Below are 21,452 nucleotides of genomic sequence, written 5' to 3' on the forward strand. Positions count from 1 at the left end.
TCCGACGCTAGGCGCGGGCGCCGACGGTGCGGCGCACGGCGCGCCGGGTCAGCCGTCCTGTGACGTGCTCGACCCGTCCTCGCCGGTCCCGGCGCCTTCGTCCTGGTCCTCGTCCTGGTCGGCGTGCTTGCCCTCCTCGAGGAGGTCGCCGGCGGTCTCGCCGGGCTCCAGGCCCTCGGCCAGCGGGTTGTCCTCGCCGGGCTGGAGGTCGTCGGGCAGCTGGTCGTCGCCGATGCCGGTCGCGTCCTGGCCGGCGTCCTCGGGGGTGGGCTCGCTCATGGGCGGCCCGTACCCGGTTCAGATCAGGGGCAAGCGCCGCTGGCTGCGGGGCAGCTGGGCGTAGGCGCGCTCGACCGCGGAGCGCAGGTGCTCGCGGGGCCAGGGCCACTCCGCGGCCTCGAGCGCGTCGGCCAGCGGCACGCCGCGGGTGGCCAGGTCGCGGACCGTCTCGGCGACCACGCCGATCAGGTTGCGCTGCTCCTCCACGGCGTCCCGGTCGACCGCCGGGCCGTGCCCCGGCACGACGACGGAGGCCGAGGTGGTCAGCCCGAGGACGACGTCGAGGCTGAGCGGCCAGTCCATCGGCCACGAGTCGTCGCCGAAGGACGGGGGAGCCGAGGACTCGACCAGGTCGCCGGCGACCAGCACGTCGGCGTCGGGCACCCGCAGCACGAGGTCGCCCGCGGTGTGGCCACGGCCGGGGTGGACCAGCTCGAGAGCGCGGTCGCCGAGGTCCAGCACGCGGGCGGAGGAGAACGTGCGGTCGGGCACCACGACCGTGGTGGCGAGGACGTCGTCGCGGTGCGGCGCGGCCGCGTCCGCGGCGTACTCCTCGCGGGCGGGCTCGGCGCCGCGCTCCAGCTCGGCCGCCGCCTCCTCGTGGGCGTGGACCTCGACGTCCGGGTCGGCCTCGCGGAACGCCGCGTTGCCGAAGGTGTGGTCGAGGTGCCAGTGGGTGTTGACGACCGCGACGACCTGCCCGGCGCCCAGCGCGCGCACGTCGCCGAGGAGCGCCCGGCCCGCAGCCGTCGAGGCGTGCGTGTCGACGACGACCACGCCCCGTTCGCCGCCCACGACGGTGGTGGTCACGTCGAACCAGGGGCGGCGGGTCACCCAGACCCGGTCGGCGATCTCGGTGAAGGTCACCGGCCGAGCCTAGGTGCACCCGGCTAGGACCCCAGGTGCCGGCGCAGCAGGTGGCCGAGCTCGGCGGTGGTGCGCGCGGCGCGGGGGAAGCGCAGCACGGTGCGGTCCGCGCCGTGCGGCCCGACCCACTGCACCTCCACGCCGTCGGCGCGGAGGTCGGCCAGCGCGACGCCGACGACCTCGTCGAGCGGTGCGCCGACGGCCGTGGACACCGAGCGGCGCAGCTCGTCCTGGTGGTGGTCGTTGGCGTGCTCGACCGACCGCTGGAGGTAGCCCCGGTTGAGCTGGTGCTCCGGTGCCCGGAAGCGGGCGAGGTCGACCGGCTCGTGCTCGCTCGCGGGTCGCCCGGCGCGGCCGAGCACCACGCGCTCGGGCTCGAGCGCCACGAGGTCGCGCGGGTCGCCGCAGCACTGGCAGGTGTCGCGGCCGCGGACGACGAGCCGCCCCGCGATGCCCACGGTCACCTCGCGGTCCGCGGACCCCGGCCGGCCGAGGCCGCTGGAGACGGTGAGCACGGCGGCCCGACCCTCCGCCGCGGCGACGGCGAGGTCCGAGCCGAGCGGGGTGGAGAACGTCGGCTCGCCGGCGCAGTCCTGCATGACGGTGGCCGCGACGTCCGGGCCGTCGAGCACGCCGGGCGCCCCGTCGACGACCAGGCCCACGTCCGCGGGGCACGAGAGCACGCTGCGGGCGGCTGCCGCCGAGCGCTGCGGGTCGCGGCGGGTGGTGCTGCTCGGGACGACGGTCATGGGTGCTCCCTGGGACGTCGGGGATCCGGTGTGACCACGGGGCGGTGGTCGGGTTAGGTGAGCCTAACCTATGTGTCGTTGTGGTCGTCCGACGAGCCGGCGTCTCGGCCGCCGAGATCGGGACGGAGGACCCCGGCGCGCTACAGTTGGCACTCAATCGTGACGAGTGCCAGATGGTGGGAGGCGACGTGCAGGAGGACCGCAGGCTCGCCGTGCTGCGGGCGATCGTCGAGGACTACGTGGCGACCGAGGAGCCGGTCGGCTCCAAGTCGCTGGTCGAGCGGCACGGCCTCGGCGTCTCGCCGGCCACGGTCCGCAACGACATGGCCGTCCTCGAGGACGAGGGCTACATCACCCAGCCGCACACCAGTGCCGGCCGGGTGCCCACCGACAAGGGCTACCGGCTCTTCGTCGACCGGCTCAGCACGGTCAAGCCGATGACCTCCGCCGAGAAGAGGGCGATCTCCTCGTTCCTCGACGGCGCCGTCGACCTCGACGACGTCGTGACCCGCTCGGTGCGGCTGCTCTCGCAGCTGACCCGCCAGGTCGCGGTCGTGCAGTACCCCACGCTCTCGCGCTCCACGGTCCGCCACGTCGAGCTGGTCGCCCTCACCCCCAACCGGCTGCTGGCCGTGCTGATCCTCAGCACCGGGCGGGTCGAGCAGCGGCTCGTCGAGCTGCCCACCGAGCTGTCCGAGGACGCGCTCGCCGACCTGCGCTCGCAGGTCAACCAGGCCGCCACCGGCCAGGTCATCGCCGACGCCGTGCGCCGGCTGCGCGAGACCGTCCCGACGACCCCCGGCGCGGGTCCCGACCGCGACCAGGGCATCACCCGCGCCGTCGCCGAGACCCTCGCCGACGCGATGGAGGACCACCGCTCCGACGAGCGGATCGCGGTCGGCGGCGCGGCCAACCTGGCCCGGTACGGCGACTCGTTCGACTCCGCCGTCCGCCCGCTGCTCGAGGCGCTCGAGGAGCACGTCGTGCTGCTCAAGCTGCTCGGCGAGGCCACCGTCGGCGGCACCGTCACGGTGCGCATCGGCGCCGAGGGCCCCTACGAGCAGCTCGCCTCCACCAGCGTCGTCGCCACCGGCTACGGCCCGCGCGACGAGGCGCTGGCCACGCTGGGCATCGTCGGCCCCACCCGCATGGACTACCCCGGCACGATGTCCGCGGTGCGCGCCGTCGCCCGCTACGTCTCCCGGATCCTCGACGAGGGCTGACCGGCCCGCGTCGCGCCGTACCTCTCCACCCCGATCTCGTTAGGAACACAGGTGAGCCAGGACCTCTACGACCTGCTCGGAGTCGACCGCGACGCGGACGACACCGCGATCAAGAAGGCCTACCGGCGGCTCGCGCGGCAGTACCACCCCGACGTCAACCCCGAGCCCGAGGCGCAGGACAAGTTCAAGGAGATCTCCCGCGCCTACGAGGTGCTCTCGGACCCGCAGAAGCGCTCGGCCTACGACCGCGGCGGCGACCCGTTCGGCGGTGCCGGCGGTGGGTTCGGGCAGGGGCCCGGGTTCTCGTTCACCGACATCATGGACGCCTTCTTCGGCGGCCAGGCCGGTGGCGCGGGCGGCGGTCGCGGTCCGCGGCCGCGCGTGCGTCGCGGCCAGGACGCGCTGATCCGGCTCGAGGTCGACCTCGCCGAGGCGGCGTTCGGCGTCACCCGCGAGCTCAAGGTCGACACCGCGGTGCTGTGCACGACCTGCCACGGCGACGGTGCCGCGCCCGGCAGCCACCCGGTGCCCTGCGAGACGTGCCGCGGCCAGGGCGAGGTCGCCCACGTGCAGCGCTCGTTCCTCGGCGAGATCCGCACGCTGCGTCCCTGTGCGGCCTGCCGCGGCTTCGGCACGATCATCCCCGAGCCGTGCCGCGAGTGCTCCGGCGACGGCCGCGTCCGCTCGCGCCGCACGCTGACGGTGAAGATCCCCGCCGGCGTCGACACCGGCACCCGCGTCCAGCTCGCCGAGCAGGGCGAGGTCGGCCCGGGCGGCGGCCCGGCCGGTGACCTGTACGTCGAGATCCAGGTCGCCGCGCACCCCGTCTTCACCCGCCACGGCAACGACCTGCACTGCACCGTGACCGTGCCGATGACGGCCGCCGCGCTCGGCACCTCCCTCACGCTGCCGACCCTCGAGGCCGACGTCGAGCAGGACGCCGACTCCGGGGTGGAGACCGAGTTCGCCCTCGAGATCCCCGCCGGCACCCAGTCCGGGACCGAGCAGGTCCTCCGCGGGCGTGGCGTCCCCGGCCTGCGGGGTGGCCGCGGCGACCTGGTGGTCAGCGTCGCCGTGGAGACCCCGCAGCGGCTCGACGCCCGCCAGGAGGAGCTGCTGCGCGAGCTCGCCGCCATCCGTGGCGAGGAGACGCCCACGGGCCAGGTCAAGCCGGGGTCGAAGTCGTTCTTCGGCCGGCTCCGCGACGCCTTCGACGGCCACTGACGGACCGCCGATGTCGCTCCCGGTCCACCTCGTCCCCGCGCTCGACGGGGTCGTCGTCGGGTCCACCGTGACCGTCGAGGGCGACGAGGCCCACCACGCCGTGGCCGTGCGCCGGCTGCGGGTGGGGGAGAGCGTCGTGCTGACCGACGGGGCCGGCACCTCGGTCACCGCCGAGGTCGCCTCGACCGGCAAGCGGGTCTTCACGGCGGTCGCCGCCGACGTACGTCGCGTGGCGGCGCCGGCGCCGGCCGTCGTCGTCGTGCAGGCGCTGCCCAAGGGCGACCGGGGCGAGCTGGCCGTCGAGGTGCTGACCGAGGTCGGTGTCGCGCGGGTCGTGCCGTGGGCCGCGGCTCGCTCGGTGGCGGTTTGGAAGGGTGAGCGGGCGGCGAAGTCCCTGGCCAAGTGGCGATCCACCGCCCGCGAGGCGGCCAAGCAGGCCCGGCGCCCGTGGTTCCCCGAGGTCGACGAGCTGGCCTCGACCGCCGACGTGGTCGCGATGCTCTCCACGGCGTCGCTCGCCGTGGTGCTCCACGAGGAGGCGTCGGTGCCGCTGGCGTCGCTGGCGCTGCCGGCCGACGGTCCGCTCGTGGTCGTCGTCGGTCCCGAGGGCGGCCTGACCGAGGAGGAGGTCGCGGCGTTCACCGCGGCCGGTGCCTCCTCGGTGCGTCTGGGCGCGGAGGTGCTGCGGACCTCGACGGCCGGCGTCGCGGCCGTGGCCGCACTGCTGGCGCGGACCCCGCGCTGGGGCTGAGCCCTGGGCCGGGCCCCGTTGGGTCTGGCCGCTGGGCCCGAACGCTCGGCCTGGCTGCCGGCGCTACTCGACCGTGATGGTCTTGCTGTCCTCGGTCGGGCCGAAGCCCTCGCCGCCGGAGGGGTCGTCGGTCATCGCGACGAACGAGTAGGTGCCGGGCTCGAGCCCGGACACGTCGACCTCGCTGGCCCACGGGTAGAGCTTGTCCATCCAGCCCTCCGCGGTCGCGAACCCGTCCAGGACGACCTTGCCGCCCTCGTCGCGGACCTCCCACGGCACGGTGGCCTCGAACGACGACGCGACGCCCGCGGCGGTGAAGGTGTCGGCGACCGTCTCGCCCTGCTCCGGCCCGCTGATGCTCACCAGCGCGAGCACCTCCAGCGGGGCGGCCTGGGTCAGGTCGCCCTCCGTGCCGAAGAGCGGGACCGGGGCGCCGTCGACGTCGACGACCCGCACCGGCAGCCGCTCCTGCGCGACGCCCTGCAGGGTGTAGACGAGCTGCTGGGCGGCGATGCGCGCCTCGGCGGCGGTCAGGTCGCCGCGCTCGGACCAGGCCGCGCCGTCGACGGTGACCACGATGGCGTCATCCTGCGGCTCGACGCCGACGATGCCGCCGGGGTTCTCCGGCCACAGCGAGCGGTAGTCGGGGTCGACCGCGTCGCCGTACGCCGTGAGGGCTGCGGCGGCGCTGAAGTGGTCGCCGCCGACGCGGCGGAACTCGCGGTAGAGCCGGACGCCCTGCGGGGTGTCACCGGCGAAGTAGACCGGCACGGTCGTCTCCCCGCCGCCCTGCGACGGTTCGCTCGTCGCGGTCGGGTCGCTGGCGCTCGGCTCGTCGCTCGGGGTGCTGCTGGCGGTGGGGGAGCTCGTGCTGCCCGCGGGTGCCGGGTCGTCGGCGGAGGTGTCGTCCTCCCCGCAGGCGGCGAGCGTCAGCGCGAGGGTGGAGGCGGTCAGCAGGGCGGAGATCCGCAGGCGAGCGTCCATGGGGCCCATCCTCCCGGGTCGGGGCGTCGATGCAGGTGAGACGCGCGCGGGGCGGCGCTAGGTTGCGTGCATGAGGAACGCGGACTGCTTGTTCTGCAAGATCGTCGCCGAGGAGGTGCCGGCCGAGGTCGTGCACGTCACCGAGCGGACCGTCGCCTTCCGCGACATCAACCCCCAGGCGCCGACGCACGTGCTCGTCGTGCCGCGCGACCACTACGCGAACGCCGCCGAGCTCGCTGCGGGCGACCCGGTCGCCTCGGCCGAGCTGGTGACGGCCGCCGCCGCGATCGCGACCGCCGAGGGGCACGAGGACTACCGGTTGGTCTTCAACACCGGCGCCGGCGTGGGACAGACCGTCTTCCACACCCACCTGCACGTGCTCGCCGGGCGCTCGATGACCTGGCCTCCGGGCTGAGCTCCGCTTTCCGTCCCGCCACGACCCCCGGACGTACCAAACCCCCCTCCGCGCGTTCCGACCTGCCTCGCGACCCGGCGGCGGCCGGTTGGGTACGTCCGCCGGTTCAGCGGTGGCCGACGAGCGTCGGCGTGGCGGTCAGGACCCGCAGGCCGACGGACGGTCCCGGGATGGTGACGGTGCCGGTGACGGGTCGCCACGGTCCGCCGTCGACGCTGAACTCCGCGCTGTAGGTGGTGTCGACGCTGGGGCTGACGCGGCCGGCCTTGCGGTAGTCGTGGGTGACGTCGAGGGCGGGGTAGGGCGCGCCGGGGTCGCTGGTGGTCGTGGTGGTGCCGTCGCCGAAGTGCCAGGTGTAGCCGGTCGCGGTGATGCGCAGGTCGACCTGGCGGCCGAGGAGCGTGACGCTGCGGGTGAGGTCGCCCTGGTCGGTGTAGAAGTTGGTGGCTAAGTTGACCAGGGTGCGGCCGTCGGGTGGTTGGACCTGCAGCTGTGCCGGTGGTAGGGGGAGGCGGCGGAACGCTGCTGCGACCATCCCGGGTGTCACTTGTGGTGCCACAAGGTCGGGTTCATCCGCGAGCTCGTTGCAGTAGCTGAGTGGGTCGGCGCCGACGCTGATGGCTGTTCGCACGCAGATTGCGTCCCAGTCAGAGTCGCGAATTCCCGTTGTCGTCGCGTGCGCGTCGCCGGCTTCGGCGGACCCACTGCTGGTTGTTCCGTCGCACCGGTACTGCCAGCTGATCCGAATGGCGCCGTTGATCATCTCTTCCGACCTGACCCACGAGCAGGCGGCCTCCGCTCGCGCAGGAGCCATGACGATGGCGAGGGAAGCGATGAGCCCGGTTATCAGCCACCTCATCAGAGGAATCCGATAAATGCGACCGCCCATTGCTCTCCGTCTCGGCGGACCTTGAACTTGATGATGCGCTTGTCCTCGTCGTAGGTGACTGGCTTCTCGCCGCGGGCATTGACCGTCTTGCCACCCGTGATCGTCACTGCTGTGTCGATGACAGCAGCCGACTGGCCCTGGCGGGTCACCTTGGACTTGTCGATGCGCCAGCCGTCGGTCTCGAAGTATCCGCCGGCTTCGTGCACCCGTTCGATCGGGTCGATGAGTCCGTCGCACGAGTGGCAGTCCGGCGTGCTCAAAACGCGTACGGAGGTGGTGTCACCCGTTGCCAGTGCTTCGTTCTGCGCCGCGATCCATGCCTCCACTGCTGCGCTCGGGTCACTGCCCTCGCTGACGGGGTCGCCTGATGGAGGTGCTGATCCCGACGAACTCGGCGCTGACGTTTCCGGAGCGACCTTCGGCTTCGGGTCGTCGGAGGAGCAGGCGGAGAGCGCGAGGGTGGCGACGAGGGCCAGGGCGCCGAGGTTCCGCAGGGGCATGGTGTGGTCCTTCCCGAGACAGCAGCACCCAGACCGAGGCGCCGTTACGGACGATAACCACGTCCGGCGGCCGAGGACACCGCCCGACGTCACCCTGTGGACAGCGACCGGGCGCAGGAGACGACCCGCGTCACGGCGGCCTCAGGAGTCCCAGCACCGCGTCGACAACCCAGCAATTGCGCGGTTGTGGCGGGTCGGACCGGGTCGGGCGCTGAACGGGCGCAATTGAACGATCGTTGACGCGCGACCCATCCCCGAGCGACTGCCCAGCCCAGCCCGTCCAGCCCGGCCTCAGAACAGCTCGAGCACCCGCAGCCCGGCGAAGAGGACAGGCAGCCCGAAGACGACGAGCATCACCCAGGCGGTGATCCGGTGGCGGCGCTGCGAGGAGTCGAGGCGGGCGGCGAAGTCGAGGAGCGCGCCGTCGGGGACGTGGGCGGTGAGGCCCATGCGGCGGGCGTCGGGAGGGAGGTGCTGGCCGGCGTACCAGAAGGGCTCGGTGTCGTCGTCGTGGTCGTCGGGGTCCTCGACGGGATCACACGGGTCGACGGGAACACTGGGCACATCACCGACGCTACGCCGGTGCAGCACAAGTCGCTGGGGCGCACGGAGGCGCTCCCGTAGCATGGACAGGCACCCATCGTCGACGAAAGGCCGCCCGGACCGGGCATCCATGACTGACAGCCAGACCTCTTCCACGCGGCACACCGTCGTGGTCCCGAACAGCATCAACATGGTGAGCCTGCTGGGGCCGGGCGACGAGCACCTCGGGCTCATCGAGCAGGCCTTCGACGCGGACGTCCACGTCCGCGGCAACCGGATCACCCTGTACGGCGAGCCGGGGGAGATCGCCCTCGCCGAGCGGCTGCTCGACGAGCTGGTGACGATCATCCGCACCGGCCAGGGCGTGACCGGCGAGACCGTCGAGCGCGTGCTCGCGATGCTCCGCGCCGAGACCACCGAGCGCCCCGCCGACGTGCTGAGCCTGAACATCCTCAGCAACCGCGGCCGGTCGATCCGGCCGAAGACGCTGAACCAGAAGCGGTACGTCGACTCCATCGACAAGCACACCGTCACGTTCGGCATCGGCCCCGCGGGCACGGGCAAGACCTACCTCGCGATGGCCAAGGCCGTGCAGGCGCTGCAGAGCAAGAACGTCAACCGGATCATCCTGACGCGCCCGGCCGTCGAGGCCGGCGAGCACCTCGGCTTCCTGCCCGGCACGCTCAGCGAGAAGATCGACCCGTACCTGCGCCCGCTCTACGACGCGCTGCACGACATGATCGACCCCGAGTCGATCCCGAAGTTGATGGCCGCCGGCACCATCGAGGTGGCGCCGCTGGCGTACATGCGCGGCCGCACGCTCAACGACTCCTTCATCATCCTCGACGAGGCGCAGAACACCACGCCCGAGCAGATGAAGATGTTCCTGACCCGCCTCGGCTTCGGCTCGAAGATCGTCGTCACCGGCGACATCACCCAGACCGACCTGCCGGGCGGGGTGAAGTCGGGCCTGCGGATCGTCGAGGGGATCCTCGACGGCGTGGAGGACATCGCGTTCAACCGCCTGACCAGCACCGACGTGGTCCGGCACCGCCTGGTCGGCAAGATCGTGGCGGCGTACGACGAGTTCGACGCCGAGCGCGAGCGGGTCGACCTCCAGCGCAGCGAGCGCGCGGCGAAGGACGCGAGCCGGTGAGCATCGAGGTCCTCGACGAGTCCGGCCACGCCCTCGACGTGCGGTGGCTGGCCGACCTGAGCCGGTTCGTGATGGACCGGATGCGCGTCCACCCGATGGCCGAGCTGTGCATCAAGGCCGTGGACGAGGCCACCATCGCCGAGCTCAACGAGCAGTGGATGGACAAGGAGGGCCCGACCGACGTGCTGGCCTTCCCCATGGACGAGCTGCGCCCGGGCCTGGTCGACGAGGAGCCCGAGGAGGGCGTCCTCGGTGACCTCGTGCTCTGTCCCGAGATCGCCGCCAGGCAGGGCGAGACCGCCGGCCACGGCAAGGACGCCGAGATCGAGCTGCTCACCGTGCACGGCATCCTGCACCTCCTCGGCTACGACCACGCCGAGCCGGAGGAGCACAAGGAGATGTTCGGCCTGCAGGACGAGATCCTGAAGGAGTGGCGCACCCGGTGACCGCCGGGGACGTGGGGCTGCTGGTCACGGCAGCCGCACTCGTCGTGCTCGCGGGCCTCTTCAGCGCCGTCGACGCCGGCATCGGGGCCTTCTCCCGCGCCCGCGCCGAGGAGCTGGTGGGGGAGGAGCGGGCCGGCGCCAAGAAGCTGGTCGCGCTCCTCGACGAGCCGGTGCGCTTCCTCAACACCGCGCTCTTCCTGCGGCTGCTGTGCGAGGTCGCCGCGATCGTGCTGGTGACCCTGCAGATCGACGAGGGCGTCGACGGCGCCTGGTGGGCCAGCGTGCTGCTGACCATCGCGATCATGCTGGTGGTCAGCTTCGTCGTCATCGGGGTCGCGCCGCGGACCCTCGGCCGGCAGCACTCCGAGACCGTCGCGCTCTACTCCGCCGGGCCCCTGATGGCGCTCAGCAAGGTGCTCGGCCCGCTGCCGCGGCTGCTCATCGTCGTCGGCAACGCGCTGACCCCGGGCAAGGGCTTCCGCGAGGGCCCGTTCTCCACCGAGACCGAGTTGCGCGAGCTGGTCGACCTCGCCGAGGCCTCCGCGGTCATCGAGTCCGGCGAGCGCCGGATGATCCACTCGGTCTTCGAGCTCGGCGACACCACCGCCCGCGAGGTGATGGTCCCGCGCAACGACGTGGTCTACGTCGAGCGCCACAAGAACCTGCGGCAGACCATGTCGCTCTTCCTGCGCTCGGGCTTCTCCCGCGTGCCGGTCATCGAGGACAACCTCGACACGATCCTCGGCTTCGCCTACCTCAAGGACGTCGTGCGACGTGACTTCGAGGCGCCCGAGGTGGAGCTGACCCAGCGCATCGACGAGGTGATGCGCCCGGCGACGTACGTCCCGGAGTCCAAGCCCGTCGACGCGCTGCTCTCGGAGATGCAGGCCAACCGGCAGCACATCGCGGTCGTCGTCGACGAGTACGGCGGCACCGCCGGCATCATCACCATCGAGGACCTGCTCGAGGAGATCGTCGGCGAGATCACCGACGAGTACGACGAGGAGCAGGTCGACTCCGAGCGTCTCCAGGACGAGGAGGGTCAGCCGGAGGGCTGGCGCGTGTCGTCCCGCTTCCCGGTCGACGACCTCGACGAGCTCTTCGGCTTCGACGTCGAGGAGGAGGACGTCGACAGCGTCGGCGGCCTCATGGCCAAGCACCTCGGCCGCGTGCCGATCCCCGGCTCGGTGGTGAAGGCCCACGGCCTGCGCTTCGAGGCGGAGGGGCCCGCAGGCCGGCGCAACAAGGTGGCCACGGTGCGGATCGCCCCCGTGGGCCCCGATGACGACGACAGCCAGGAGGACGAATGAGCAGCGAGCTCAGCGCCGAGGACCGCAAGCTGGTCACCCTCGCCCGGGCGACCCGGGCGCGCACGCGGGCGGCGGAGGGCGCCGCCGTGCGCGACGCCGACGGCCGGACGTACGCCGCCGCGACGGTCGACCTGCCGACCCTGCAGGTCTCCGCGCTCGGCGTGTGCGTCGCGATGGCGGTCGCGTCCGGCGCGACCGGCCTCGAGGCCGCGGTCGTGCTGACCGAGGCCGACGCGCTGCGCGACGCCGACCTGGCCGCCCTGCACGACCTCGCGGGCGCGGGGGTGGTCGTCCACCGGGGCGACCCGCGGGGCACGATCGAGGCGTCCGTCACCACCTGACGCCGACCGGGGAACCCCTTCGCGCGGTCGGCGCCGACGGGAGTAACTTGTTGTCCGTGACAACCACCGGGCCCTGGGAGCGGCACGGACAGGCGGTCGCGCGGTTGCAGGCGTCGTACGCCGCGATCCCGCCGGGCGCGCCGGTCCGGCTGGCCAAGCAGACCTCGAACCTCTTCCGTCCGCGCGCGGCCGCGACCGGTCCGGGCCTCGACGTCAGCGGCCTGACCGGCGTCATCGAGGTCGACCCCGTCGCACGGACCGCCGAGGTGCAGGGCATGTGCACCTACGAGGACCTCGTCGACGCGACGCTGCCGCACGGGCTGATGCCCTACGTCGTGCCCCAGCTGCGGACGATCACCCTCGGCGGGGCGGTGACCGGCCTCGGTATCGAGTCCACCAGCTTCCGCAACGGGCTGCCGCACGAGTCGGTGCTGGAGATGGACGTCTTCACCGGCGCCGGCGAGGTCGTGACGACCCGCCCCGGCGAGGAGCTGTTCGACACCTTCCCCAACTCCTACGGCTCGCTGGGCTACGCCACCCGCCTGCGGATCAGCCTCGAGCAGGTGCCGTCGTACGTCGCGCTGCGCCACGTCCGCGTCGAGCCGCACCTGCTGGCCCCGACCATCGAGGGGATCGTCGCGACCGGCGAGCTCGACGGCGTCCGGGTCGACGGCCTGGACGGCACGGCGTTCTCGCCCGACGAGGTCTACCTGACGCTCGCGACCTGGCAGGAGGAGCCGGGGCCGACCAGCGACTACACCGGCCAGGACATCTACTACCGCAGCGTCCAGCAGCGCACGACCGACCTGCTGACGACGTACGACTACCTGTGGCGCTGGGACACCGACTGGTTCTGGTGCTCCGGCGCGTTCGGCGCGCAGCACCCGCTCGCGCGCCGGGTGTGGCCGCGCCGGTGGCGCCGCTCGGACGTCTACCACCGCCTCGTCGCCCTGGAGCGCCGCCACGGGATCGTCGACCGGCTCGACCGCCGGGCCGGCCGACCGCAGCGCGAGCGGGTGATCCAGGACGTCGAGGTGCCGGTCGAGCGGCTCACCGAGTTCCTGACCTGGTTCGACGAGGCCGTCGGCATGCGGCCGGTGTGGCTGTGCCCGCTGGTGGCGAAGGGCGACTGGCCGACGTACCCCCTCGAGCGCGGCGCGACGTATGTCAACGTCGGCTTCTGGGGCACTGTCCCCGTCGGCGACGACGCACCCGACGCCCCGGCCAACCGCGCCATCGAGGCCAAGGTCCACGAGCTCGGCGGCCACAAGTCGCTGTACTCCGAGGCCTTCTACGACCGTGGGACGTTCGACCGGCTCTACGCCGGCGAGCACCTCGCGGCCGTCAAGCAGACGTTCGATCCCGACGACAGGCTGACGAGCCTCTACGACAAGGTGGTGAGGAGACGGTGAGCTCGATCTCGATCGGCGACGCAGTGGCGTCGCTGCTCCGTGACGGGATGCCGGTGCGGTTCGAGGCGTACGACGGGTCGGCCGCCGGGCCGGCCGACGCCGACATCCGCCTGGAGCTGGCCGACCCGCGCGGGCTGGCCTACATCATGACGGCTCCGGGCGACCTCGGCATGGCGCGCGCCTACGTCTCGGGCGACCTGCTGGTGCACGGCGTGCACCCGGGCGACCCGTACGACGCGATGACCCTGCTGATGAACCACCTGCGCTTCCGCAAGCCGACCCCCGCCGAGGCGCTGCGCCTGGTGCGCGGGCTCGGCCTCACCCACCTCAAGCCGCCGCCGCCCCCGCCGCAGGAGCACCTGCCGCGCTGGCGCCGCGTGGTCGAGGGCGTGCGGCACAGCCTGACGCGCGACGCCGAGGTGATCAGCCACCACTACGACGTCTCCAACGCCTTCTACCGCCACGTGCTCGGCCCCTCGATGGCCTACACCTGCGCGGTCTTCCCGAAGGAGTCGGCGTCGCTGGAGGAGGCCCAGGCCGAGAAGTTCGACCTCGTCGCCCGCAAGCTCGACCTCCAGCCCGGCCAGCGCCTGCTCGACGTCGGCTGCGGCTGGGGCGGCATGGTCGTCCACGCCGCGAAGGAGTACGGCGTCAAGGCGCTCGGCGTGACGCTCTCGCGCGAACAGGCGTCGTGGGCCAAGCAGGCCATCGACGAGGCCGGGGTCGGCGACCTGGTCGAGGTGCGCCACTCCGACTACCGCGACGTGCTGGAGACCGGCTTCGACGCGATCAGCTCGATCGGCCTCACCGAGCACATCGGGGTGCGCAACTACCCGGCGTACTTCGGCTTCCTGCACGACCACCTCAAGCCCGAGGGGCGCCTGCTCAACCACTGCATCACCCGGCCGCACAACCGGCCGGCGTCGACGGGGGCGTTCATCGACCGCTACGTCTTCCCCGACGGCGAGCTGACCGGCTCCGGCACGATCATCACGTCCGCGCAGGACGCCGGCCTGGAGGTGCAGCACGAGGAGAACCTGCGCCACCACTACGCGATGACCCTGCGCGAGTGGTGCGCCAACCTCGTGGAGAACTGGGACGCCTGCGTCGCCGAGGTCGGCGAGGGCACCGCGCGGGTGTGGGGCCTCTACATGGCCGGCTCGCGGCTGGCCTTCGAGCGCAACGAGATCCAGCTGCACCAGGTGCTGGCGACCAGGACCACCGACGACGGCTCCGACGGATTCCCGCTGCGTCCGACGTGGTGACTAGCCTGACCCGGTGAGCACCAGGGCCCAGCAGCACACCGCCGAGGTCGTCGGACGGACCCAGGTCGCCGACCACCTCGTGCGGCTCGTGCTCGGCGGTCCCGGGCTCACCGGGTTCACCTCGACCGGCGTGCCGGACGAGTGGGTCGGCCTGGTCGTGCCCGGCCAGTTCCAGAGCCGCTACTACACCGTCCGTTCCTGGGACCCGTCCGCCGGCGACGGTGGCGAGCTCGTGCTCGACGTCGTCGTCCACGACGTCGGCCTGGTCACCGAGTGGGCGCGCCGCGACGTGGTGGGGGAGACCGTCACCGTGACCGAGCCGAAGGGCTCCTTCGCGATGCCCGACGACGCGGCCTGGCTGCTGCTCGTCGGCGACCTGACCGCGCTGCCGGCGATGGCGCGCATCCGCGAGACCGTCGACGTCCCCACCCGGGTCTGGGCCGAGGTCCCGGCCGACGACGAGCTCGCCGGCTACCTGCCCGCCGGCGCCGACGTCACCTGGCTCGACCAGCCCGGCGACGGCGAGAGCCGGCTGGCCGCGGCCGTCGAGGCGATCGACTGGCCCGAGGGCGAGGGCTACTTCTGGATGGCCGGGGAGTCCGCGCAGATGCGCGCGGTCCGCAAGCACCTCATGCGCGTCCGGCGGTTGCCGAGCACGGCGTACGACGTCATGGGCTACTGGCGCGCGAACGCCGAGCGCCAGCCCCGCTCCGTCGACCCCGGCCCCGTGTGGCGCGCCGGCAAGGCGGCCGGCAAGAGCGACGACCAGATCTGGGCCGACTACGACTCAGCCGCGACCGACCCAGCGAACGGACAGGCCTGACATGAGCGAGACCACCACCCCCGAGCACCGCAGCGGCTTCGCCTCCTTCGTCGGCCGGCCCAACGCGGGCAAGTCGACGCTCACCAACGCCCTGGTGGGCCAGAAGGTGGTCATCACCAGCTCCAAGCCGCAGACGACGCGGACCGTCGTGCGTGGCATCGTGCACCGCCCCGACGCTCAGCTCGTCCTCGTCGACACCCCTGGCCTGCACCGTCCGCGCACGCTGCTCGGGGAGCGGCTCAACGACCTCGTCAAGACCACGCTGGCCGAGGTCGACGTCGTCGCCGCGTGCTTCCCGGCGAACGAGAAGATCGGCCCCGGCGACCGCTTCATCGTCAACGAGATGGCCAAGGTCAAGCGGACCACGAAGGTCGCGATCGCCACCAAGACCGACCTCGCCACGCCCGAGCAGGTCGGCCAGCACCTGCTCGACATCCAGGCGCTGGGCGCCGAGACCGGCACGGACTGGGCCGAGATCGTCCCCGTCTCCGCGCAGGCCGGCGACCAGGTCGGGCTCCTCGCCGACCTGCTCATCGGACTGCTGCCGGCCGGGCCGCAGCTCTACCCCGACGGTGACCTGAGCGACGCCCCGGAGGAGATCCTCGTCGCCGAGCTGATCCGGGAGGCCGCGCTCGAGGACGTCCGCGACGAGCTGCCGCACTCGATCGCCGTCGTGGTCGAGGAGATGAACCTCCGCGAGGACCGCCCTGAGGACAAGCCGCTGCTCGACATCCACGCCAACGTGTACGTCGAGCGCGACTCCCAGAAGGGGATCATCATCGGCCACAAGGGCGCGCGGCTGCGCAAGATCGGCACCGACTCCCGCAAGCAGATCGAGGCCCTCCTCGGCACCCCGGTCTACCTCGACCTGCACGTGAAGATCGCCAAGGACTGGCAGCGCGACCCCCGCCAGCTGCGCAAGCTCGGCTTCTGAGCCACCCCGCTGGTCGAGGAGGTTGCGCAGCAACCGTCTCGAGACCCGGTGAGGGGCGCAGGGCCGCAACCACGGTCACCGGGTCTCGTCGACGCTCGGTTTCGAGACAGGCGCTGCGCGCCTTCCTCAACCCACCGGCCAGGGCTCGCTGCCCTCCGCTGGTCGAGGAGGTTGCGCAGCAACCGTCTCGAGACCCGGTGAGGGGCGCAGGGCCGCGACCACGGTCACCGGGTCTCGTCGACGCTCGGTTTCGAGACAGGCGCTGCGCGCCTTCCTCAACCCACCGGCCAGGGCTCGCTGCTCTCCGCCGGTCGAGGAGGTTGCGCAGCAACCGTCTCGAGACCCGGTGAGGGGCGCAGGGCCGCGACCACGGTCACCGGGTCTCGTCGACGCTCGGTTTCGAGACAGGCGCTGCGCGCCTTCCTCAACCAGCCGGCCAGGGCTCGCTGCTCGACCAGCGGGTGGCGCGCCAGCGCCGACCGTTGTCGAGGCCCGGTGAGGGGCGCAGGGCAGCGCGCAGGGTCACCGGGTCTCGACGCGCCCGTCGCGACCTCGTTCCTCGGTCGCGGGGCTTGCTCGACCTTCCTTCGCGACGCCGCCCGCTCGTTCCTCGCGGGCGGCTGCTCAGTCCGGCGCCCAGCAGCGGCCGAAGGTCATGCCGTTGCGCCACTGGTCGGCGCTGGGCCACTCGTAGCCCCACTCGAAGCTGAGCGGGTCGTCGGCGGCGTCGCGGCCGGCGGCCTCGCACGGGCCCTGCCCGGCGTCGCGGACGCGCGCCTCGCCCGGGTAGCGACCGGGCCCGAGGTCGATGACGGAGACCGCGCGCCAGGAGTGCTCCGCCGAGCACGGCACCCGACGGAAGCGGGGGGCGTCCGGGCCGGCGGTGCCGCACATGGCCCACCGGTCCGCGGCCTCGGGACGGTCCAGCGCGCCCGCCAGCCGTCCGGTCAGCGGGGCGAGCTGCTCGGCCCCGGCGAGCGCGACGACGTCGCAGCGGTACCAGTCAGCGCCGGCGTCGGACTCCTCGACGGTGGGGGTGAACCACACCGAGCGCAGCATGCTCAGCCGCAGGTCCTGGCGGTCGCCGCCGAGGAACCCCTGGAGCCGCTGCGGGCACTCCTCGGCGACCTGCTGCTGCACCCGGTCGGAGTCGACGGCCAGGAGGTGGCCGCCGACGACGGCGTCGACCCGGCCGACCGCGTACGTCATCGAGGTGTGCCGACCAGAGCAGGGCACGGGGTCGGTCGACGTGGTCGGGGCGACCGCCTCGTCGTAGGTCATCCGGTAGCAGGCGCGGTCCTGCGGCTCGCGGACCTGCTCGGCCGGCGTCGAGGAAGCGGCCGAGGGAGCGGCCGAGGGAACGTTCGGAGAGGCCGTCGACGGCGTGGGGGAGGACCCGGACCCCGGCTCAGGCTCCGACCCCGACGAGCAGCCGGCAGCCAGGGCCAGCAGCAGGAGGGCGGCCGCGCCGCGGGCGCGCATCAGTCCGGGGTCCGCGCCCAGCAGACCGAGCGCCGGTTGCCGGCCTGCCACTCGGCCTCGTGGAACCAGGTGAAGCCGAAGTCGTACTCGACAGGGTAGCCGAGCCACGCGCCCACCGAGTCGGAGCAGAAGTCGCGGGTGGTGACCTCGACGACGCGGTCGCCGGGGTACTCGTCGTCCTGGTCCCCGACCTTGATCGTGGTGACCGCACGCCAGTCGTGAGGCTGGGAGCACGGCACCTTTTCGCCGGCGTCGACCGACGGGCCGGACGCGCACACCATCCAGCGGTCCTTCGGGCGGCCCATCAGCAGGCCCTCGGTGGTCTCGGGGAGGGCGACGTACTCCTCGCTCTGCTCGCCCCCGCCGACGACGTCGCAGCGGTACCAGCGGGCGCCGTCGTCCCACGCCTCCTCCGAGGGCCGGAACCACGCCCAGCTGACGACCGTGCGCATCACCAGGCTCTCGTCGGCGCCGAGCAGCTCCTGGAACTTCGTCGAGCAGGTCTCGTAGGCGAAGGAGCCCAGCGCCTCGTCGTCGTACGCCGCGTCGCGCAGGTCGGTGGGCAGCTCGCCGACCGCGTAGGTCTGGGCGGTGTGGCGCTCGGAGCAGGGGACCGTGCGCGTGGCGTTCGAGGCGCGGGCGACGTCGTCGGGGGTCAGCACGCGGCACGCACCGAGCTCGGGGACCTCGACCGCGTCGACCTGGTCGGGGTCGGTGTCGCCGCCCTGGGCGTCCGTCGCGCACCCGGCCAGCAGAGCCGTCGCCAGGAGCAACGTGGGGAGCAGACGCACGCGGCGGATGCTACCCCTGGAGCTCCTCGCGCATCCGGTCGAGGATCCTGCTGATCAGCCGGGAGACCTGGACCTGGCTCACGCCGATGTCCTCGCCGATCTCGGCCTGGCTGCGGTCCTCGAAGAACCGCAGGTACACGATGCGTCGGTCGCGCTCGCCCAGCGCGCGGACCACGGGTGCCAGCGCCACCCGGGCGTCGCTGGCGGTCAGCGGGTCCTCGCCGGACGCGTCCACCAGGAGCTCGCCGAGGGAGCTGCTGTCCGGGTCGCCGCCCGGGGCGAGCGGCGCGTCGAGGGACCGGGGCGCGAAGCAGCCCCAGGCGCGGTTGGCCTCGTCGTACTCCTCGGGGGAGACGTCGAGCGCCTCGGCGACCTCGGCCTCGGTCGGCTCGCGGCCCAGCTCGTGGGCGAGGTCCTCGGCCGTGCGGATGAGCCGGGTCTGCAGCTCCTGGATGCGTCGCGGCGGTCGCACCGCCCAGCCGTGGTCGCGGAAGTGGCGGGTCAGCTCGCCGCGCACGGTGGGGACGGCGAAGGTCAACAGGTCGTGGCCGCGGTCGGGGTCGAAGCGGGCGACGGCCTTGACGAGTCCGACGTAGGCGACCTGCACGAGGTCGTCGTCGGCGATGCCGCGGCCGCGGTAGCGCCGGGCGACCGCCTCGGCGACGCCGCGGTTGACGAGCACCAGCTCACGACGGAGGTCCTCCCGCCGGGCCTCGTCCGAGGTGGAGCGGAGCCGGTCCAGGAGCGCCTCGGTCCTCGCGGCACGCTCGGCGCGCGGCAGGCGGGTGGGGGTGCGAGCAGAGGTCATGAGGATCCGTCCCGAGGAGAGAGGGATGCGCCGTCTGCTCAGCGTCGTCCTTCCCTCACACAACCCCAGGGCGTGACGCAGAAACCTCACCCGAGGGGGTGAGAACGGCCTCGTCGCGGACGTCGTCCGGTGTGGCTCGGACGTTCTCGGGAACTGTCGGCGGGAGCCTCCGAGACCTGTGAGGATTGCCCCTCCTCCCGCTGGTGACGGACGCGGGGAAGTGGGCACAGGAGGGCCATGAGCGAGCAGCACCGCAGAAGGGATGCCATGGACGGGTCGTACGACGACCTCGGCCGGTCGGCCGCCTTCGACCAAGCGCCCGGTCTGCTCGCGTTGTTCGAGGGCCCCGACCTGCGCCTCACCGTGGTCAACGAGGCCGGCCGGGCGCTGCTCGGCGACGAGGCCGTCGAGGTGCTGACCGTCGGCGGCTCCGACGCCGGCGGTCCCGGAAGCGACCTGCTCGACCTGGCCCGTGCTGTCCACGAGACCGGCGAGGCCCGCACCGGCGAGCTCGCGCTCGATGACGACGGCACCCTGGCTCTCGGGCTGGCCCCGTGGCGCGCGGAGGACGGCTCGGCGCGCGGCGTCGTCGCCCAGGCGCTGGCCGGTGCACCGCGTCCCGCCCCCGTGCCTGCTGCAGCCCCGGCCCCCGCGCCCACCCCGCCTGCGCCGCCCGCGCCCTCCGCCGGCCCCGACCAGACGCTCGTCGCGCTGCAGGACGCCCTCCTGCCCGGCGGGGTCCCGATCCCGCGCGGCATCCGGCTGGCGGCCCGCTACCTGCTCGCCGACGAGGGCGTCGTCGCCGGCGGTGACTGGTTCGACGCCGTCGCGCTCGAGGACGGTCGGTTGGTGCTTGCGGTCGGTGACGTCGTGGGCCACGGGGTCCGCGCCTCGGTCGCCATGGGCGAGCTGCGCGCGCTCTTCGAGGAGCGCGCCCGCCTCGACGGCGACATCGAGGCGGCCCTCGAGCTGCTCGACTCCCGTGCCCGCCGGGTGCCGCCTGCCCGGGCCGCCACGGTCTGCGCCGCCGTCCTCGACCCGCACACCGGCGACCTCGTCTACTGCACGGCCGGCCACCCGCCGCCGATGGTGGTCAGCCCCGACGGCGAGACGACCTTCCTGCCCGCCTCGGGCGCCGGTCCGCTGGCGTCCGGCCTGCCGTTCGAGCTGGCCGAGCACCGCCTCGAGGAGGGTGACGTCCTGGTGATGTACAGCGACGGCATCGTCGAGCGCCCCGGTCGCACCGTTGCCCAGTGCACCGTCGACCTGGCCGAGGTGGTCCGCGAGGCGGTCCTCGCCGGCCCGGACCTCGAGCGGATCGAGGAGCGGGTGCCCGAGCGCATCTGCCGGGAGTCGATCGAGCGACTGGCCGGCGCGACCGGCGTGGCCGACGACGTGACCGTGCTGGCGGCCGAGCTGGTCGAGCCGATGCCCGACCTCGAGCTCAACTACCCGGCGCTGCCCGACACCCCCCGGGTGGTGCGCGCCGAGCTGGCCGAGTGGCTCGACGAGCTCCAGGTGGGCCCGCTCGACGAGGTCGCGCTACAGCACGCCGTCGGCGAGGTCGTCACCAACGCCTGCGAGCACGCCTATCCCGAGTCCACCCGTCGTGCCGACGCGGTCGTGCAGGTCGTCGCCCACCTCGACGACGAGGGCGTCGTCGAGGTCACGGTCTCCGACACCGGCAGCTGGCGTGCACCCGCCGCACCCAGCACCCGCGGGCGCGGCCTGGCGATGGCACGCGGGTTCACCGACGAGTTCGAGCTGCACCACGACGAGCACGGCACGACCGCGCGGCTCCGGCTCCGGCCGACCCGGTCGGTCGGCATGCTCACGGCCACCGGCTCCTCGGCCTCGGGCCGCGAGCCGCTGACCATCGCGGAGCGTCCGGGCGAGCTGCTGCTCTCCGGCACGGTCGACCACCGCGGCACCGACGAGCTGCGCCGCCGCATCGCGCACGCGTCGTTCGGCGGGACCGTCGACGTGGTCCTCGACATGTCCGAGGTGACCCTGCTGGCCAGCGCCGGGGTGCAGGTCCTCTACGAGGCGATGGCACCCGCCAACGGCTTCAGCCTCGGCGTCATCCACCTCGTCGCGCCCCTGGGCTCGCCCGCCCAGCACGTCCTCGAGATGGTCCGGCTGCCCTACACGACGGGGTAGCCGCGACCCACCAGCTCATCCGTGTGCGCGGCCGCAGGCCGACCCCCGAGGAGCTCGCCGCGTGCCTCCGCACGCGCGCGGCGGCGCGACGGGCCGGGCC

General features: G+C 73.2%; 23 protein-coding genes. 13 read left to right on the forward strand and 10 right to left on the reverse strand.

All coding sequences use genetic code 11. The features are described 5' to 3' along the window. Positions 1-48: 48 nt before the first annotated feature. Genes QWY29_RS15965 through QWY29_RS15975 form a run of 3 tightly spaced genes read right to left on the reverse strand, consistent with a single transcriptional unit; the run spans position 49 to position 1,895 of the window. Positions 49-279, reverse strand: a complete 231-nt coding sequence (locus QWY29_RS15965; RefSeq protein ID WP_300962008.1) for a hypothetical protein — start codon at positions 277-279, stop codon at positions 49-51. 18 nt (positions 280-297) lie between these two features. Beyond that, positions 298-1,146 carry an MBL fold metallo-hydrolase gene (locus tag QWY29_RS15970; RefSeq protein ID WP_300962009.1) on the reverse strand — a complete coding sequence of 283 codons (849 nt, stop codon included), beginning with the start codon at positions 1,144-1,146 and terminating at the stop codon, positions 298-300. A 23-nt stretch (positions 1,147-1,169) separates the two neighbouring features. Continuing rightward, complete coding sequence (locus QWY29_RS15975) at positions 1,170-1,895, reverse strand: hypothetical protein (protein WP_300962010.1); 726 nt, start codon at positions 1,893-1,895, stop codon at positions 1,170-1,172. A 188-nt stretch (positions 1,896-2,083) separates the two neighbouring features. Here QWY29_RS15975 and hrcA point away from each other — a divergent pair, with 188 nt between their 5' ends. From hrcA to QWY29_RS15990, 3 genes are read left to right on the forward strand one after another with little or no spacing between them, the layout of a single operon-like run. After that, positions 2,084-3,118: a heat-inducible transcriptional repressor HrcA gene (gene hrcA, locus QWY29_RS15980; protein WP_300962046.1), complete on the forward strand. Its 1,035-nt coding sequence runs from the start codon at positions 2,084-2,086 to the stop codon at positions 3,116-3,118. Between the two features lie 51 nt (positions 3,119-3,169). Next, on the forward strand, positions 3,170-4,342 hold the full coding sequence (gene dnaJ, locus QWY29_RS15985) for a molecular chaperone DnaJ (protein WP_300962011.1): 1,173 nt from the start codon (positions 3,170-3,172) through the stop codon (positions 4,340-4,342). A gap of 10 nt (positions 4,343-4,352) precedes the next feature. Further along, positions 4,353-5,093, forward strand: a complete 741-nt coding sequence (locus QWY29_RS15990; protein WP_300962012.1) for a 16S rRNA (uracil(1498)-N(3))-methyltransferase — start codon at positions 4,353-4,355, stop codon at positions 5,091-5,093. Positions 5,094-5,156: 63 nt separating this feature from the next. On the opposite strand, the gene QWY29_RS15995 is transcribed toward QWY29_RS15990, so the two are convergent. Next, positions 5,157-6,077, reverse strand: coding sequence for a Gmad2 immunoglobulin-like domain-containing protein (locus QWY29_RS15995; protein WP_300962013.1), 921 nt, complete (start codon positions 6,075-6,077; stop codon positions 5,157-5,159). Between the two features lie 70 nt (positions 6,078-6,147). Here QWY29_RS15995 and QWY29_RS16000 point away from each other — a divergent pair, with 70 nt between their 5' ends. Beyond that, positions 6,148-6,492, forward strand: coding sequence for an HIT domain-containing protein (locus QWY29_RS16000; RefSeq protein ID WP_300962014.1), 345 nt, complete (start codon positions 6,148-6,150; stop codon positions 6,490-6,492). A gap of 106 nt (positions 6,493-6,598) precedes the next feature. On the opposite strand, the gene QWY29_RS16005 is transcribed toward QWY29_RS16000, so the two are convergent. The 3 genes from QWY29_RS16005 to QWY29_RS16015 all read right to left on the reverse strand — a co-directional run bounded on the left by QWY29_RS16005 (position 6,599) and on the right by QWY29_RS16015 (position 8,445). Continuing rightward, positions 6,599-7,027, reverse strand: a complete 429-nt coding sequence (locus QWY29_RS16005) for a hypothetical protein (RefSeq protein ID WP_300962015.1) — start codon at positions 7,025-7,027, stop codon at positions 6,599-6,601. A 323-nt stretch (positions 7,028-7,350) separates the two neighbouring features. Then, on the reverse strand, positions 7,351-7,881 hold the full coding sequence (locus tag QWY29_RS16010; protein ID WP_300962016.1) for a DUF6318 family protein: 531 nt from the start codon (positions 7,879-7,881) through the stop codon (positions 7,351-7,353). Between the two features lie 291 nt (positions 7,882-8,172). Beyond that, positions 8,173-8,445 carry a hypothetical protein gene (locus QWY29_RS16015; RefSeq protein ID WP_300962017.1) on the reverse strand — a complete coding sequence of 91 codons (273 nt, stop codon included), beginning with the start codon at positions 8,443-8,445 and terminating at the stop codon, positions 8,173-8,175. 109 nt (positions 8,446-8,554) lie between these two features. Here QWY29_RS16015 and QWY29_RS16020 point away from each other — a divergent pair, with 109 nt between their 5' ends. The 8 genes from QWY29_RS16020 to era are packed head-to-tail and all read left to right on the forward strand — an operon-like array spanning position 8,555 to position 16,111. Further along, positions 8,555-9,580: a PhoH family protein gene (locus QWY29_RS16020; RefSeq protein ID WP_300962018.1), complete on the forward strand. Its 1,026-nt coding sequence runs from the start codon at positions 8,555-8,557 to the stop codon at positions 9,578-9,580. Continuing rightward, complete coding sequence (ybeY, locus tag QWY29_RS16025) at positions 9,577-10,026, forward strand: rRNA maturation RNase YbeY (protein WP_300962019.1); 450 nt, start codon at positions 9,577-9,579, stop codon at positions 10,024-10,026. Before QWY29_RS16020 ends, ybeY begins: the two co-directional genes overlap by 4 nt. Next, entirely contained in the window at positions 10,023-11,336 is a 1,314-nt protein-coding gene (locus tag QWY29_RS16030) for a hemolysin family protein (RefSeq protein WP_300962020.1), read from the forward strand. Before ybeY ends, QWY29_RS16030 begins: the two co-directional genes overlap by 4 nt. Continuing rightward, a complete protein-coding gene (locus QWY29_RS16035; protein ID WP_300962021.1) occupies positions 11,333-11,677 on the forward strand; it encodes a cytidine deaminase-like protein in 345 nt (114 codons plus the stop codon). The genes QWY29_RS16030 and QWY29_RS16035 overlap by 4 nt, the downstream gene beginning before the upstream one ends. A 56-nt stretch (positions 11,678-11,733) precedes the next feature. Beyond that, entirely contained in the window at positions 11,734-13,089 is a 1,356-nt protein-coding gene (locus tag QWY29_RS16040; protein WP_300962022.1) for an FAD-binding oxidoreductase, read from the forward strand. After that, a complete protein-coding gene (locus tag QWY29_RS16045; protein ID WP_336621847.1) occupies positions 13,086-14,354 on the forward strand; it encodes a class I SAM-dependent methyltransferase in 1,269 nt (422 codons plus the stop codon). Before QWY29_RS16040 ends, QWY29_RS16045 begins: the two co-directional genes overlap by 4 nt. A gap of 13 nt (positions 14,355-14,367) precedes the next feature. After that, the gene (locus QWY29_RS16050; protein ID WP_300962023.1) at positions 14,368-15,177 is read left to right on the forward strand and encodes a siderophore-interacting protein; all 810 of its coding nucleotides are present in this window, start codon (positions 14,368-14,370) and stop codon (positions 15,175-15,177) included. Position 15,178: 1 nt separating this feature from the next. Beyond that, positions 15,179-16,111: a GTPase Era gene (gene era, locus QWY29_RS16055; RefSeq protein ID WP_300962024.1), complete on the forward strand. Its 933-nt coding sequence runs from the start codon at positions 15,179-15,181 to the stop codon at positions 16,109-16,111. A gap of 624 nt (positions 16,112-16,735) precedes the next feature. Here the strand turns inward: era and QWY29_RS16060 are convergent. Genes QWY29_RS16060 through QWY29_RS16070 form a run of 3 tightly spaced genes read right to left on the reverse strand, consistent with a single transcriptional unit; the run spans position 16,736 to position 19,192 of the window. Then, entirely contained in the window at positions 16,736-17,593 is an 858-nt protein-coding gene (locus QWY29_RS16060) for a septum formation family protein (protein WP_300962025.1), read from the reverse strand. Continuing rightward, the gene (locus tag QWY29_RS16065) at positions 17,593-18,384 is read right to left on the reverse strand and encodes a septum formation family protein (protein ID WP_300962026.1); all 792 of its coding nucleotides are present in this window, start codon (positions 18,382-18,384) and stop codon (positions 17,593-17,595) included. Before QWY29_RS16065 ends, QWY29_RS16060 begins: the two co-directional genes overlap by 1 nt. A 10-nt stretch (positions 18,385-18,394) precedes the next feature. Then, positions 18,395-19,192: a sigma-70 family RNA polymerase sigma factor gene (locus tag QWY29_RS16070; RefSeq protein WP_300962027.1), complete on the reverse strand. Its 798-nt coding sequence runs from the start codon at positions 19,190-19,192 to the stop codon at positions 18,395-18,397. Between the two features lie 237 nt (positions 19,193-19,429). On the opposite strand from QWY29_RS16070, the gene QWY29_RS16075 reads away from it, so the two are divergent. Continuing rightward, complete coding sequence (locus tag QWY29_RS16075) at positions 19,430-21,352, forward strand: SpoIIE family protein phosphatase (RefSeq protein WP_300962028.1); 1,923 nt, start codon at positions 19,430-19,432, stop codon at positions 21,350-21,352. The last annotated feature ends 100 nt before the right edge of the window (positions 21,353-21,452 follow it).

The sequence above is a fragment of the Nocardioides abyssi genome (assembly GCF_030412915.1).
GTDB lineage: Bacteria > Actinomycetota > Actinomycetes > Propionibacteriales > Nocardioidaceae > Nocardioides > Nocardioides abyssi.